The organism is Vibrio sp. 10N.222.55.C6, from assembly GCF_041473395.1.
In the GTDB taxonomy this organism is placed as follows: domain Bacteria; phylum Pseudomonadota; class Gammaproteobacteria; order Enterobacterales; family Vibrionaceae; genus Vibrio; species Vibrio crassostreae_C.
Genome location: NZ_JBFRSD010000034.1, coordinates 113,868 through 130,220 on the forward strand (window position 1 = coordinate 113,868; position 16,353 = coordinate 130,220).

A 16,353-nucleotide genomic window follows, 5' to 3' on the forward strand; every position below is an offset into this window, starting at 1 on the left:
TTTAATTGAGGCTTTAAATGAAAAAAGGAGCCAATGGCTCCTTTCGTTGAGGTTTAGTTGATTCGATAAAGCTTTACACTTCTACTGGCTTCGCTCTAAAACTCTTAAATAGTTTCACTAGAATCGGGCTAGACAGCACCAATACCGCCAGAATAGTGAAGGTCATCGTAATAGGGCGTTCCCATAAGAAGTTCAACTCACCATCGCTGATCATCAATGCTCGTCTTAAGTTCTCTTCCATCAAGCCGCCCAATATGAAGCCTAACAGTAATGGTGCCAATGGGAAGTTGGCTAGCCTTAATGCTATCGCAGCCATCGCTACCAGTAGCATCACAAATACGTCCATCGTGTTGAATGACACCAAGTACACGCCAGTGATTGAGAAGAAGATAATCATTGGCAGTAGAACCGTTCTAGGTACCGCTAGCAGTTTAGAAATATAAGGGATTAAAGGCAGGTTTAAGATAACCAGCACGATGTTGCCAAAGTACATCGAGATAATCACCGACCAAAATACGTCTGGGTGCTCAACGAACAAGCGAGGACCAGGCTGAATACCGTAGGCAATCAATGCACCAAGCATAATCGCAGTTGTACCAGAGCCCGGAATACCCAGCGTTAGTAGCGGAACGAATGAACCACTTGAAGCGGCGTTGTTTGCTGATTCAGGAGCAACAAGACCACGGATACTGCCTTTACCGAACTCTTTCTGCTTGTCTTTTGGCGCGAGGCTACGCTCCATACCGTAACTTAGGAATGCCGCAATAGTGGCACCTGCGCCCGGTAGAACACCGGTAAAGAAACCGAGAATAGAAGATCGAATTGAAACTGGTGCCACTTCTTTGAACTCTTCTTTGGTGACCTTCATGCTACCAATATCCGACATCTTTTGGCTTTCTTCCGCGCTGGTGTCTTGCTCTGGTTTTAGAATACCCATCAAGGTTTCACCCAGTGCGAATGTTGCCATCGCTAATAATAGGAAGCTAAAGCCATCCATCAGATCCGTAAGGCCAAAAGTGAACCGTTCAACGCCAACACCTTTGTCGATACCTACAGTTGATAGCATCAAACCAAGAATAGTCATCATCCACGCTTTGATTACCTGACCTGGGCCTGCAAACGCCGCTACAGCGGATAGACCTAATAGCATCAATGCAAAGTAGTCTGAAGACTGGAAGCTCAGTGACACGCTTGCTAGAGCCGGTGCGGCAATCAAAAGCATGATTGCTGACAGCGTACCGCCAGTGAAAGAAGAGTAAGCCGCGAGTGCAAGTGCTTTACCTGCTTGACCTTTTTGAGCCATCGGGTAGCCGTCAAACGCGGTTACTACCGTTGACGAACAACCCGGAGCATTGATTAAGATTGATGATGTTGAGCCACCAAATACAGCGCCGTAATACACACCAGCCATCAAGATTAGGCCAGAAGAAGGGTCTAAGCCGTACGTAATAGGGATCATCAACGCGATTGCTGAAATTGGACCTAACCCCGGTAGCATACCGATGAAGGTACCCACGAAACAGCCCACAATTACCATCATGATGTTCATTGGCATCACAGCGGTAGAAAGTCCTTGTAAAATTCCGTCTAACATAATGTTATCCCTACCAAAGAGTGAAGATTAAACCAGGCTCTAGGTAGATATCTAAGCCTTGAGTTAATAAAAGAAAGAACGCGATAACGAAAGGAAACGACGCGCCAAATAAAACAGTTTTGCGGCGCTCACCCAACAGGTAAAAGCCTGCAAGTAAGAAGAAGCTGGTTGCTAAAACAAAGCCAAGATAAGTCAGCCCAACACCGTACAGTGCCATTAACACCAAGAAGCCAATCAGCAGTTTCCAGTTCAGCGGCGTAGTGTCGCATGTAACTTTTTTATCCGGCTGTCCGGTTATAAGCAGGATCAACGAAAGGCCAATGCCGATAAACGTTAGCAGGATAGGTAAGGTTCTTGCTGTGAAGGGTTCGTACTCGTCACCGGGGAACAAAGGAATCAGCGTGGTTTGGTAGCCATAGCATAAACATGCAAGCATAAAGAGCATGGCTCCGATGCGATCCTTCGAAAGCAAAGATTCCTTACTCAGAAATTTGGTTGGTAAGTCCGACATGTCCAACTCCATTTGGGGTGGTATAAAAAGTAAAAAAGCCGTACATGAGCGAGTCAATGAAATGTCTGGGATCACTAACCAAAGGTAAGCGAATTACGGTACTGGTTTATCAGCCACTTGCGTTTACAACGAATCGGCAAGCGTTAGTAATACGTCTACGAATAAACAAAGGAGTTTGAAGTTAACTCATGCACGGCGAAACAGGAAAGAGTAAGAGGGCACATAAGCCCTCTATGGTTGTTGGTTACTTCAAGAAACCAAGCTCACGCATTAGATCGCCCATCTGTTTTTCTTGGTCTTCTAGGAAGGCGTAAAAATCTTTGTCAGCTTTGTAGTTGTCGATCCAACCGTTACGGTCACGAACCACTTGCCACTCATCGGTTTTGTACATTTTGCCAAGAGCTTCGTTCCACTCGTCGATTTTTGCTTGGCTTGTACCCGGTGCCGCAAAGAAACCACGCCAGTTAGCAAATACTGTCTCGTTGCCGTATTCAGTCAGTGTTGGGATGTTAGGCGCAGCGTCAAGACGCTTTGGAGCCGTCACAGCAAGCACTTTTACTTGGCCAGATTTAGACATCTCTAGTACTTCACCAAGGCCCGTTGAAAGCAGCTGTGTTTCGCCAGAAAGCAGTGCCGCCATCGCTTTACCGCCAGCATCGTAGGCAATGTAACGTACTTTCTTCGCATCAAAACCTTCGCCTTTGAACGCTGCCGCTACTACAAGGTGGTCCATGCTGCCACGAGCTGAACCGCCAGCAATCTTCACTTTACGTGGGTTGGTTTCGAACTCTTTAACGACGTCTTCCCAAGTGTCGTACTTAGAATCCGCAGGAGCGACGATTGCGCCGTAATCGGCAATGGTTGCTGCTACCGGAGTTAGGTCACGGAAAGATTGAGGGAAGATACCTGTTAGTGAACGAACAACGATAGGCGTTGAGTTCACCATTAGCGTGTCTTCTTGGCGTTGTGCTGTTTCGATTAGGTGAGCAATCGCTTTACCGCCACCGCCACCAGACAGGTTTTGGAAAGAGACATTTTCTACGATGTCTGATTTCACCAATACATCACCCGTACCACGAGCTGTCATATCCCAACCACCACCAGCGCCGCCAGGGATTAGGAAGTGGATTTTTTCTACGTCAGCAGCAAAAGTGTTGAAAGAAAAGGTTGCTGTGATGATAGAAGCCGAAAGAGTAGGTTTCAGTGCCTTGAACATGGTTCACGTTCCTTATGTAGGGGATCTCTTCAATGGAGAGAAACTTATGTTTTATTTCCAGCTACTAAACAGATGAGTAGGATATTGCTTAGCAGATGAAGCTAAAGTTAACGGTGTGTTAATGAAATGTCTGTAATGCGGCGATATTGAGAATAAAGAACATTGGATTAATATTGTTCATAAAGTTCACGGGGAGGTGGCTGTAGGATTCTTCTAGCAATAATAACTAGGTTTTTCTTGAGTTTATGTGAACAATTTTTTTGACTGTTGGTCGCTTTATACTGCTGTGTATCATTAAAGAGGGTACTTATTGCGACACAAAGGGTGATATGGAGAGGCGCTCTTTAATATATAGAATAATATGTTGCTAGGTGTGCAGTGCTACTGTAATAATATGATTATAGCTGGCACGTTACATTTCTGAGCTAGTGGTTATTCAAGGATCGAATAATGACAGACAAAAAAATTTCGTTACGATTTACTGTTGGAGGAATGTTTTTACTCGCGACATTTCTTACCGCTGTTGTTGCGGTTTCACTGCAATATTACTTCAGTAAAAAAATGGCGACTGAGAATACCCTATCAAAGTTGACGATGGTGTCCCAAGAGCTGAGTAACTATATCGGCGCGGTTGATTCTGACGCAGCCAATACCGCGCGTTTACTTTCTTCAGTGAAACGTTCTATAAGTAACAAAATATCGAAAGAAGAGTCGCGTACTATTCTTTCAGAAGCAATTAAAGATAACCCTCTCTTTTATAGTATTTACATTGGCTCGTCTAATGAAAACTTCTTCCAAATTATTAATCTAGAATCTGCCCCTGTCGTTAGAGAAAAAATCGGTGCACAACAAAAGGACCGTTGGGTTGTGGTTGAGATTCATAATATAGGGGAGGAGCGCGTCCGTACGACGAAATATTTTGACCAAGAGTTTACGCTAAGAAACTCAACTACGGAACAGAGCAACTACCTTCCAACAACCAGGCCTTGGTATGTTTCTGCCAATGTTCAGTCGGTCGAAAAAACTCAGCCATATCTTTTCCAGCATTTACAAATTACCGGGCAAACTTATTCTTTAGCGTTTGATTCGAAAATCGAATCTGAAGTTCAACATGTGATTGGTATTGATATTGTGTTGTCTTCTTTAGCTAGCAAACTATCAGGTACGGCGCTTGGCTTAGCAGAAGACAGTAAGGTTGAGTCTTTCTTATATTCGAAATCGGGTAATATTATTGCGTCTAACCTCAAGGTTAACAATCAGGAATCGGAGTTTGATGTATCAACATTGATGCTATCGTCTGAGCAGCAAGCCTTGATTAACGATACCCCTCCGCTGTTAGTGTCTAATCAAAATGATTGGGGGCCGATGGACTTTTCAGTGGCGGGAAAACCAAACGGCTATGCGATAGACCTTCTTAAAATGATTGGTGAGATGACAGGGATCAGGTTTGAATTTGTTAATGGTTTCTCTTGGGGCGAGCTTGTCAGTAAGTTTCAAGAAGGAAGTATTGATGGCCTGCAATCGGTTCAACATTATAAAAATAATGGCATAGATGGCCTATACACGACTCCAATTTATGAATTGCCATTTTCTATCGTGACAAGGGTCGGCGCGAAGGTTGTCACTAATTATGCCGAGCTTGAGGGTAAAAAAGTTGCCATTTTATCTGGGTGGTCAATTATTCCTAAGTTGAGAGAGGATTTTCCGAACATTGATTTAGTTGAATTTGAAAACCTAGAGTCTGCATTTAATTCAATTGAAAGCGAAGAGAACTTTGCTTTCTTAGAAGCAGAACCCGTACTCTCGTTTGCATTAGATAGGTTTTTCCAGCCAGGCCTTGTTGTCAATGGGACTCTAGAAGATCTAAAACAGAACTACTCAAACCAATTCCATTTGGTGCTGCAGAGCAAGCATAAACAATTGCTCCCAATCATTGATCAAGCTATCAGTAAGTTAAGTGGTGAACAACTTGATGCCTTAGCGAAAAAGTGGCTGCATGATACCGGCTTTAATACGAATACGACGGTTCCTTATACTGAACTTTATGATTTGACTAAGGAAGCAACGGTTGAAGGCAGTATGGTAAGGGTAGAGTTGAATGGCGAGATCAAGCATCTCTATTTAAAGAAAATAGACACGGGCGAACACTACTCTGAATATTTTGCGGTATTGATTCCCGAATCTGAAATCTTTAGTACAGTCAATAAACGTCTAGCAACCTCTGTTGGTATAACGATGTTACTGATGAGTTTGACGTTGCCTATTGCTTGGGTTTTTGGTGCGCCGATAGTGCATCCAATTCGCCAATTAGAGGAAGAGACTCATAAGGTTAAGCTGCGTGATTATGACAACGTGACAATTCTTGATACTCGAATCAAAGAAGTGTGGGAATTATCGGTTGCTGTAAAAGATATGGCTATGGAGATTAAACGACATGAACAGATGCAAGAGGCGTTTGTTGAGTCGTTTATCAAGCTCATCGCTCAAGCGATCGATGATAAGTCCGCTTATACGGCAGGGCATTGTAATCGTGTACCAGAACTCGGCTTGATGCTGGCTGACGCGGCGGAACAATCGCAGTCTGAGCACTTCAAAGACTTTGAGTTTAAAAATGATGACGAACGCCGTGAGTTTAGAATTGCGGCTTGGCTTCATGATTGTGGCAAGATCACGACACCGGAACACATCGTCGATAAAGGTACGAAGTTAGAAGCGAACTACAACCGAATCCACGAGGTGAGAACTCGATTTGAAGTACTTTGGCGTGATGCGGAAATCACCGCTTTGAGAAAACAACTTGATGGTACGCTATCAACGCAACTGATAGCCGATGAACTTACGGCAACGAAGCAGCAGCTACAAGATGACTTTGCCTTTATCGCTACGTCGAACGTTGGTGGTGAGTTCATGAGTGATGACAAAGTCACTCGTATTCGCTCGATAGCTGAGACGACCTGGACGCGTCACTTTGATGATCAACTTGGTCTATCACCGATAGAGGCAATGAATCGAGAGCCGAGTTCAAGTTTACCAGCCACAGAACCACTTTTGAGTGATAAGCCAGAGCACATAGTGAAAAGAGATAGGCCGTTAGAATTTGACCCGAAACATCAAATTAAAATGGATGTGCCTGAGCACTTATACAACCTAGGCGAAGTCTACAATCTGAGTATTGCACGCGGTACATTGACTGCTGAAGATAGATTTAAGATAAACGAGCACATGCTTGGCACGATTAAGATGCTTGAGAACCTGCCATTCCCGAAAGAGCTAAGTCGTGTTCCTCGCTACGCTTCAACTCACCATGAAACACTTAAAGGTACAGGGTATCCAAGGAAGCTGACTGGTGATGACCTCTCAATCCCAGAACGTATTCTGGTGATCTCTGATATTTTTGAGGCATTAACCGCTGCAGATAGGCCTTATAAGAAGGCTAAGCCAATCAGTGTTGCTGTCGACATCATGTATAAAATGGCATCGGACGAGCATCTCGATATCGAACTGTTTAGATTGTTCTTAACCAGCGGCACTCACCTGCGTTATGCAGAAGAGTATCTGAAGCCGGAACAAATTGATTTCGTTGATATCAGCAAATACCTAGATGTTACTCGTCAGATTGCTTGAGTAAAGGTGGCTTGTTAGAACGGGGTCTATGAATGAAAGGCGCACATGAGTGCGCCTTTTTTATATCTGTTTATCGGTGAACAGGTAGATCGACACAAAGTGCTCTGCGTTTGTCAAGTCTGTCTATAAGTTGTCGACACATTGGTTTCGAGTGATTTCAGGGTAGGGAAGGGTTTAGCGGCTCTTTCTTTGCTTAAATCGATAAATAACAAGTGGTTGAATTGTTTTTAGTGTCCTTTTAAGTAAGTTTTTATCGCCTATAGAAAGTACTACCTTAGTCTAAATTGTCGACAATTTGCTTGATTGTCGACAATTTAATCGTGTATTTTATGTTCATGTTATGGAATTGTTGACAATTAAGGTTCAGCAAATAGAAGTGAGCAGCGTGAATATGAATACTGCGATAAAAGATCTCAGCTTAAATGCAAACACGAAAACACGTGTTAGCGATAAAGAGAACACTAAATCAGAAAATCTCACTGAGTATCTCGTTGAGGCGATTGTTAGCGGTGAATTACTACCGGGCAGTAAGATTTCGGAACCTGAATTGGCTAAACGCTTCGAAGTAAGCCGAGGCCCATTACGTGAAGCGATAATGCGAGTTGAAGGGCTTGGCCTAATAGAACGCATTCCACATGTTGGCGCGCGAGTGATTACTTTTTCGGCAGAAAAACTGCTAGAGCTTTACGCGGTGCGAGAGGCTTTGGAAGGCATGGCTGCTCGACTCGCAGCGAGACATATCACACAAGAAGAGCTTGTCGGGCTTGAAGGGTTATTGTCGACACATTCAAAGCATATCGATGAAGTAGAAGGTTCTTCTTACTTTCATCAACATGGGGATTTTGATTTCCATTACCGCATTATCAAAGCGAGTCGCAACAGCAAACTCATTTCGTTGTTGTGTGACGAGCTTTATCACTTATTACGCATGTATCGCTATCAATCACCTAGGGCGCAGTCTCGTCCAAAAGAGGCGCTAGATGAACACAAATACATTCTACAAGCGATCCGTAACCGTGATGAAGAGCTAGCAGAAATGCTTATGCGAAGACACATATCGGGAAGTCGACTGCTTATAGAACAACAAATCCAATCCAAAGATCTTGATTAACTGGCGACTGGTATCTGTCAGCGGGTCAGAGCTGGCGATAACCAAAAACCGTAAGTCTTAAAGGTTAGCTAGAAATAAACAATTAACAGGGAGCGTCATTATGAAGTTATCAGCAGGAGCTAAGTTCCGACAAGCTGTGCAAGACAACGACCCATTGCAGATCGTCGGCACGGTCAATCCGTACTGCGCGATGATGGCAAAGAACTTGGGGCATCAGGCGATCTATTTGTCTGGCGGAGGCATCGCCAATGCGTCTTACGGTTTGCCTGATTTAGGTATCACCACATTGAACGATGTGTTGGTGGATGTTGAACGTATTACCAATGCGTGTGATTTGCCTTTGCTGGTGGATATCGATACGGGTTTTGGTGGCGCATTTAATATTGCACGTACCATTCGCGCTATGGAGAAGGCAGGCGCAGCTGCAATTCATATGGAAGATCAAGTGGCCCAGAAACGTTGTGGTCATCGACCAAATAAAGCGATTGTGAGCCAGCAAGAGATGGTCGATAGAATCAAAGCGGCAACAGATGCTAGAACCGATGAGAGCTTTGTGATTATGGCGCGTACGGATGCATTGGCGGTTGAAGGTATTGATAGTGCGATTGAACGAGCGATTGCGTGTGTTGAAGCGGGCGCTGACATGATTTTCCCTGAGGCGATGAATCAGCTAGACCAATACGTGAAGTTCTCGGCGGCGTTGAAATTAGCAACGGGTAAGCACGTGCCTATTCTTGCGAACATCACTGAGTTTGGCCAAACGCCACTCTACAACTGTAATGAGTTGGCCCAATCAAGTGTCGACATGGTGCTTTATCCATTGAGTGCGTTCCGTGCGATGAACAAAGCGGCGGAGAATGTTTACAAGCACTTGTTAGTTGAAGGCAATCAAGAAGCTCTGTTGGATTCAATGCAAACCCGTAAAGAGCTTTACGAACACCTGAATTACCACGACTACGAAAACAAGCTTGATCAGTTGTTTTCAAGTGAAGGGTAAACCAGTTTCAATTAATCAAAAATCAACTTAATCCAATAACGTGAAATGGTTAGTCGCCATATCCAGTACCGATCATAAAGATCATCGGACATATAAACAGGCAGCACCAAAGAGTGCAGGCGGCTAACACAGAAAAGGAGTTCACCATGTCTGTATCTTTGAGTGATAAAGCAGCTGTCGAAAAGGCTTCAACAGAAAACCAACAACAAAGCGAAAAAATAGCCAGCGCACCTGCAATCGGTGGTGCTGGTCTACGTGGCCAAAGTGCGGGAACCACCGCGCTATGTACCGTAGGCCAGTCAGGAACGGGTTTAACTTACCGTGGCTATGACATTACCGATCTTGCTAACCACGCTCAGTTTGAAGAAGTGGCACATCTGCTATTAAGAGGCCATTTGCCCAATGAAAAAGAGCTAGACGATTACAAAACATTGTTGGTTGGTTTACGTGGTTTACCTCAACCTTTGAAAGCATTGTTGGAGCTTATTCCTGCAGACTCTCATCCAATGGATGTGATGAGAACGGGTTGTTCAATGCTAGGTAATCTAGAGCAAGAGTCAGATTTTTCTGAGCAACTGTCTGCGACTGAGCGAATGCTTGCGCTTTTCCCTGCGATTATTTGTTACTGGTACCGCTTTAGTCATGATGGCGTGCGCATTGATACGGAAGATCAAAGCGAAGCATGTTTGGGTGGCTATTTCTTGAAGATGTTGACTGACAAAACGCCTAGTGAACTTCATAAGAAGGTGATGCACTGCTCGCTAACCCTTTACGCGGAACATGAGTTTAATGCCTCTACCTTTGCCGCTCGTGTTTGTGCGTCAACACTGTCGGATATTCATTCTTGTGTAACGGCTGCGATTGGCACACTAAGAGGCCCACTGCACGGTGGTGCGAATGAAGCGGCAATGGAAATGATCCAAGATTGGCAAACCGCCGATGAAGCCGAAACCAACATCATGCAGATGCTTGCTAACAAAGACAAAATAATGGGCTTCGGTCATGCTATTTATCGTGAAAGCGATCCTCGAAATGCCTTAATCAAGCGTTGGTCAAAAGAGCTTGCTCAAGAGGTGGGAGATGAACAGCTTTACGCCGTTTCAGAGCGTGTTGAAGCAGTCATGAAGCGTGAGAAAGGCTTGTTCTGTAATGCGGATTTCTTCCATGCCTCTGCCTATCACTTCATGGACATCCCAACCAAACTGTTCACGCCAATCTTTGTGATGAGTCGCCTTACAGGTTGGACGGCGCATGTGTTCGAACAAAGAGAAAACAATCGCATCATTCGTCCAAGTGCAGACTACACCGGGCCAGAGCATCAAGACTGGTTACCTATTCATCTACGTTAGCCCTCTATAACGAGCCGACTTATGTCTTGAGGTGACTTCCGTCTTCATACGACAAGGCCTCAAGAACCAACGAATAGAATTTAACAGATAATGGTGGATGTATGTCTGATGTGAAACTTGAAAGAAACCAAGAGCTTGATGAAAACAAGTATCGAAAGGTTCTACCGGGAACGGGCTTAGAATATTACGATGCTTGCGAAGCGGTAGAAGCGATATCTCCGGGCAGTTATAAAACCTTGCCTTATACGTCGAGAGTATTGGCAGAGCAATTAGTAAGACGCTGTGATCCTGAAACCCTTGAAGACAGCTTAAAACAGATCATTGAACGCAAGAGTGACCTTGATTTCCCTTGGTATCCTGCGCGTGTGGTGTGTCATGACATTCTTGGTCAAACAGCCCTAGTAGATTTGGCTGGATTAAGAGACGCGATTGCCGACCAAGGCGGAGACCCTGCCAAGGTGAACCCCGTTGTCGAAACCCAACTGATTGTTGATCACTCTTTAGCTGTGGAACATGCAGGCTTTGATAGTGAAGCCTTTGATAAAAACCGTGCGATTGAAGAACGCAGAAACGAAGATCGTTTTCATTTTATTGACTGGTGTAAAATCGCGTTTAAAAACGTGAGTGTGATTCCTGCGGGCAATGGAATTATGCACCAGATTAACTTGGAGAAAATGTCTCCAGTGATTCAATCTAAAGAAGGAATCGCGTTTCCTGATACCTGTGTCGGCACCGACAGTCATACTCCTCATGTTGACGCTCTGGGTGTTATTGCAATAGGTGTAGGTGGTTTGGAAGCTGAGACTGTGATGCTCGGTCGTCCGTCTATGATGCGATTGCCTGATATTGTAGGCGTTAAACTGACGGGTCAACGACAAGAAGGGATAACCGCAACGGATATTGTGCTTGCGATTACAGAGTTTCTTCGCAATCAGAGAGTGGTTTCCAGTTATCTAGAGTTCTTTGGTGAAGGGGCTCGTGCACTGACCATTGGCGACCGCGCCACTATATCGAATATGACACCAGAATACGGCGCGACAGCAGGTATGTTCTATATCGATGAACAGACCATACAATACCTAAAGCTGACAGGACGCGAGCCTGAACAGGTTGAGTTAGTTGAGCTATACGCTAAGCAAACTGGCTTATGGGCCGATGATTTAGATTCCGCTCAATACGAACGTGTGCTTGAGTTTGATTTGTCTAAAGTTGAGCGCAACCTTGCAGGGCCATCCAATCCACATCGTCGTTTACCAACCAGTGAACTTGCCAAACAAGGCATCAGCCAAGCTTCTTGGAAAGAGCAGCATGCTAAGCAGTACAGCGATGAACAGATGCCAGATGGTGCCGTGATCATTGCGGCGATTACTTCTTGTACCAATACCAGTAACCCAAGAAATGTCGTCGCCGCAGCATTGGTTGCGAAGAAGGCCAATCAGCTTGGATTAGTTCGTAAGCCATGGGTAAAAACGTCATTCGCGCCAGGCTCAAAAGTTGCCAAGCTTTATCTTGAGTCCGCCGGTTTGTTGCCTGAACTGGAAAAACTAGGCTTCGGTATCGTCGGTTATGCGTGCACAACCTGTAATGGAATGAGTGGTGCGTTGGATCCTAAAATTCAACAAGAGATCATCGACCGTGACCTATATTCAACCGCTGTGCTATCGGGGAATCGAAACTTCGATGGTCGAATTCACCCTTATGCCAAACAAGCGTTTTTAGCATCACCGCCATTGGTCGTCGCTTATGCCTTAGCTGGTACGATTCGCTTTGATATCGAAAAAGACAGCTTAGGTACAGACAGCAACGGAAAATCGATCTATTTAAGTGACTTGTGGCCGAGTGATGCAGAGATCGATGCAGTGGTCGGTGAACATGTTAAGCCTCAGCAATTCCAACAAATCTACGTGAAAATGTTCCAGCCAGACGAGGAACAGGTGACTACTGAACCGCTTTATGACTGGCGACCTCAAAGTACCTATATTCGCAGACCACCTTATTGGGAAGGAGCTCTGGCGGGAGAGCGAAGCCTATCTGGTATGAGACCTTTAGCGATTTTGGGTGACAACATCACCACAGATCACTTATCCCCTTCAAATGCGATTCTCGCTTCGAGCGCTGCGGGGGAATACCTCACCAAAATGGAAGTGCCGGAAGAGGACTTTAACTCTTACGCGACCCATCGAGGCGATCACTTAACCGCGCAACGAGCAACCTTCGCCAACCCTAAGCTGTTTAACGAAATGGTGAAGGACGCTGGAGAAGTCGTGCAAGGTTCATTAGCAAGAGTTGAACCTGAAGGTCAAGTTACGCGAATGTGGGAAGCGATAGAAACCTACATGAATCGCAAGCAACCTTTGATTGTCGTTGCTGGCGCAGACTATGGGCAAGGCTCTTCACGGGACTGGGCAGCCAAAGGTGTGCGTTTAGCGGGTGTTGAAGTGATTGTTGCTGAAGGGTTTGAACGAATTCACAGAACCAACTTGGTTGGCATGGGCGTGTTGCCTCTGCAATTCAAAGCGGGGACCAATCGCAATACCTTAGAATTGGACGGTACCGAGCTTTACGACGTGTACGGCGACATTGAAGCAGGTTCAGACTTGGCTTTAGTGATCACTCGTAAAAGCGGTGAAAAGCTTGATGTGCCAGTAACCTGTCGATTAGATACCGCAGATGAAGTGAATGTGTATAGCGCTGGTGGTGTGTTGCAGCGTTTTGCCAAAGACTTTCTTTCACAGTAGGAGCTAGTTATGAACATCAAACAGATAAAAGTACCTGCTACCTACATGCGGGGCGGAACAAGCAAAGGCGTTTTTTTCAACTTAAGTGACTTACCTGAAGCTGCGCAAGTTGCCGGAGAAGCTCGAGACGCATTACTTCTGCGCGTGATTGGTAGTCCAGATCCTTATGGCAAACAAACCGATGGTATGGGTGGTGCAACATCCAGTACCAGTAAAACCGTGATTGTTTCGAAAAGTAGTAAAGCCGATCACGATGTTGACTACCTATTCGGCCAAGTTGCCATTGATAAGCCGTTTGTGGACTGGAGTGGTAACTGCGGCAATCTGTCTGCTGCAGTGGGCCCATTTGCTATTCATAGTGGCCTAGTCGACTCGAATCGTATTCCAGAAAACGGTGTGGTCGAGGTGCGAGTATGGCAAGTGAACATAGAGAAAACCATTATTGTTCATGTACCTATCGCTGGTGGCGAAGTTCAAGAGTTAGGTGATTTTGAACTCGACGGTGTGACTTTCCCCGCCGCTGAGATCCAAGTTGATTTCCTAGACCCCGCCGATGCGAGTGGCTCTATGTTCCCAACAGGGAATGTTGTCGATTTTTTAGATGTTCCCGATCTGGGTTGCATCAAAGCGACATACATTAATGCTGGGATACCCACCATTTTTGTTGATGCTGAATCGGTTGGCTACCAAGGCACTGAACTTCAATCAGATATCAATAGTGATACCAAAGCCTTGGCTCTGTTTGAATCCATACGAGCACATGGTGCAGTAGCAATGGGTCTTATTGATTCTTTAGAACAAGCTGAATCATGTCAACATACACCTAAAGTCGCGTTTGTTGCTAAGCCTCAAGCGTACCAAGCTTCCAGTGGTAAATCGGTTGCTGTCGAAGATACTGACCTTCTGGTGCGTGCTTTGTCTATGGGGCAACTGCACCATGCCATGATGGGTACGGCTGCGGTTGCTATTGCTTCAGCGGCAAGTGTTCCTGGCACCTTAGTGAACTTGGCAGCCGGTGAGGGAAGTCGTGATTTCGTGACCTTTGGACACCCGTCAGGAACCTTAAAGGTAGGTGCGAAAGCGCTGCAGGCCGAAAGTGGGTGGAAAATAGAGAGGGCGATTATGAGTCGTAGTGCCCGAGTGATCATGGAAGGTGCCATTCGTGTGCCTTTTCCCAAGTAAAGCGATTGTCGTGAACGGTTAAATGTTCACGAATACAACGCTGAGAAAAGAGTGCACCCAAGTGAAACTGTTAAAAGCTAGTCGCTTGGACTAATGGATAAATCATGGAGGAGGCACTATGTCTGCTACGAATCGAATGACTAGAAAAACAGATTACATCACCGAGTATCAATGGGCGAGGGAAGACCCAAATTCGTTTTGGGAAACACAATCACAAGCGATAGATTGGTTTGAACCACCAAAAACGATATTACAAACTGACGATAACGGAATTGAGCGTTGGTTTCCTGATGGGGTGATGAACACCTGCTGGCTCGCGCTGGATTATCATTGTGAAAATGGGCGAGGTGACAATACCGCACTGATTTACGACTCTCCAGTTACAGGAACTCAATCCTCGTACACTTACAATCAATTGCGTAACCAAGTGGCTAAAGTCGCTGGTATGTTAGCCACGCAAGGCGTTACCAAAGGTGATCGTGTGGTGATCTACATGCCAATGATTCCTGAAGCGGCGATGGCAATGTTGGCCTGTGCACGACTAGGTGCGGTGCATTCGGTGGTGTTTGGTGGTTTTGCCCCTCATGAGCTTGCCGTTCGAATTGAAGATGCCGAGCCCAAGGTGTTGATTACTGCATCCTGCGGTGTCGAGATAAATAAAGTCCTGCCATATAAGCCGATGGTCGATCGCGCGATCATGGACAGCCGATGGAAGCCTGAGAAAGTGGTGGTATTCCAAAGAGAGCAGTCTCTAGCCGAATTGAACAACGAACGTGATGTACTTTGGCAGCAAGCTGTTGAGGATGCTTTGCCTCACGTATGTGTGCCTGTTCTAGCGACTGACCCACTATATATCTTGTATACATCAGGGACGACGGGTAAGCCAAAAGGCGTGGTGCGCGATAATGGTGGTCATGCGGTCGCGATGAAATACTCGATGAGCACTATCTACGATATGCCGCAAGATGGTGTGTTTTGGGCGGCTTCTGATGTCGGCTGGGTAGTGGGGCATTCCTATATTGTGTATGCGCCATTGATTCATGGTTGCACAACCATCTTGTTTGAAGGAAAGCCAGTTAGAACGCCAGATCCGGGGGCATTCTGGCGTGTGTGTGAAGAGTACAACGTCGATGTGTTATTTTCTGCGCCAACGGCATTTAGAGCTATCAAGAAAGAAGATCCTGAAGGCGAGTTACTCACCAAGTATGACTTATCATCGCTCAAGTCGATTTTTATGGCGGGAGAGCGTTTGGACCCGCCAACATTGGATTGGGTTGAGTCTCATACCAATAAACCGGTTATTGACCACTGGTGGCAAACCGAAACGGGTTGGGCTATTTCTGCCAATCCGACAGGGCTGGAATCTTTGCCAGTGAAAGCAGGTTCTTCAACTAAGCCTGTGCCCGGTTACCAAGTCGAGATTCTTAATGAATTGGGTGAAACGGCACAGCCAAATCAGCAAGGCTTTGTTGCACTCAAACGTCCACTACCACCCGGTTGTCTGCCAACGGTTTGGCGTAATCATGATCGATTTGAATCTGGCTATCTGAGCCAATTCCCAGGCTATTATGTTTCTGGGGACGGTGGCTATCTCGATGAAGATGGGTATCTATTTATTATGGGCCGTATCGACGATGTGATAAACGTAGCGGGACACCGTCTGTCGACTGGAGAAATGGAAGAGATCGTGGGTGGTCACCCAGCCATTGCAGAATGTGCGGTAGTCGGGATTCACGATGACTTGAAAGGACAACTTCCTTTAGGTCTAGTTGTGTTAAAAGATGGCGTAAAAGTCGATGGCATTGAGTTGCAAAGGGAATTGGTTGGCAAGGTTCGTAATGAGATCGGCGCGGTAGCTTGTTTTAAGCAAGCCTTGGTTGTTGAGAGGTTACCTAAGACACGCTCAGGTAAGATCTTACGTAGAACGATCCGGCAGATCGCAGAAGGTGAACAATATGTGGTGCCTTCAACTATTGACGACCCTACCAGCTTAACTGAAATTGCTGAAAAGCTCGGCAAATAGACGTCGCA

10 protein-coding genes are annotated in these 16,353 nt (G+C 45.6%); 7 read left to right on the forward strand and 3 right to left on the reverse strand.

Going from position 1 to position 16,353, the window contains the following annotated elements; all coding sequences use genetic code 11:
* Window positions 1-73: 73 nt before the first annotated feature.
* The 3 genes from AB4486_RS18495 to AB4486_RS18505 form a co-directional block, all read right to left on the reverse strand.
* Complete coding sequence (locus tag AB4486_RS18495) at window positions 74-1,594, reverse strand: tripartite tricarboxylate transporter permease (RefSeq protein ID WP_012603793.1); 1,521 nt, start codon at window positions 1,592-1,594, stop codon at window positions 74-76.
* 10 nt (window positions 1,595-1,604) lie between these two features.
* Window positions 1,605-2,105, reverse strand: a complete 501-nt coding sequence (locus AB4486_RS18500; protein WP_372099286.1) for a tripartite tricarboxylate transporter TctB family protein — start codon at window positions 2,103-2,105, stop codon at window positions 1,605-1,607.
* A gap of 244 nt (window positions 2,106-2,349) precedes the next feature.
* The gene (locus AB4486_RS18505; protein WP_372118078.1) at window positions 2,350-3,321 is read right to left on the reverse strand and encodes a tripartite tricarboxylate transporter substrate binding protein; all 972 of its coding nucleotides are present in this window, start codon (window positions 3,319-3,321) and stop codon (window positions 2,350-2,352) included.
* 450 nt (window positions 3,322-3,771) lie between these two features.
* On the opposite strand from AB4486_RS18505, the gene AB4486_RS18510 reads away from it, so the two are divergent.
* The 7 genes from AB4486_RS18510 to AB4486_RS18540 all read left to right on the forward strand — a co-directional run bounded on the left by AB4486_RS18510 (window position 3,772) and on the right by AB4486_RS18540 (window position 16,345).
* Window positions 3,772-6,945, forward strand: coding sequence for an HD domain-containing phosphohydrolase (locus tag AB4486_RS18510; protein WP_372118081.1), 3,174 nt, complete (start codon window positions 3,772-3,774; stop codon window positions 6,943-6,945).
* 391 nt (window positions 6,946-7,336) lie between these two features.
* Window positions 7,337-8,056 carry a GntR family transcriptional regulator gene (locus tag AB4486_RS18515; protein ID WP_102428969.1) on the forward strand — a complete coding sequence of 240 codons (720 nt, stop codon included), beginning with the start codon at window positions 7,337-7,339 and terminating at the stop codon, window positions 8,054-8,056.
* Window positions 8,057-8,156: 100 nt separating this feature from the next.
* On the forward strand, window positions 8,157-9,053 hold the full coding sequence (gene prpB / locus AB4486_RS18520) for a methylisocitrate lyase (RefSeq protein ID WP_372118084.1): 897 nt from the start codon (window positions 8,157-8,159) through the stop codon (window positions 9,051-9,053).
* 146 nt (window positions 9,054-9,199) lie between these two features.
* Entirely contained in the window at window positions 9,200-10,402 is a 1,203-nt protein-coding gene (gene prpC, locus AB4486_RS18525) for a 2-methylcitrate synthase (RefSeq protein WP_372118087.1), read from the forward strand.
* A 101-nt stretch (window positions 10,403-10,503) separates the two neighbouring features.
* The gene (gene acnD / locus AB4486_RS18530; protein WP_372118090.1) at window positions 10,504-13,140 is read left to right on the forward strand and encodes a Fe/S-dependent 2-methylisocitrate dehydratase AcnD; all 2,637 of its coding nucleotides are present in this window, start codon (window positions 10,504-10,506) and stop codon (window positions 13,138-13,140) included.
* A 9-nt stretch (window positions 13,141-13,149) separates the two neighbouring features.
* Window positions 13,150-14,322, forward strand: coding sequence for a 2-methylaconitate cis-trans isomerase PrpF (gene prpF, locus AB4486_RS18535; protein WP_372118093.1), 1,173 nt, complete (start codon window positions 13,150-13,152; stop codon window positions 14,320-14,322).
* A gap of 118 nt (window positions 14,323-14,440) precedes the next feature.
* A complete protein-coding gene (locus AB4486_RS18540) occupies window positions 14,441-16,345 on the forward strand; it encodes a propionyl-CoA synthetase (protein WP_017063816.1) in 1,905 nt (634 codons plus the stop codon).
* Window positions 16,346-16,353: the final 8 nt, after the last annotated feature.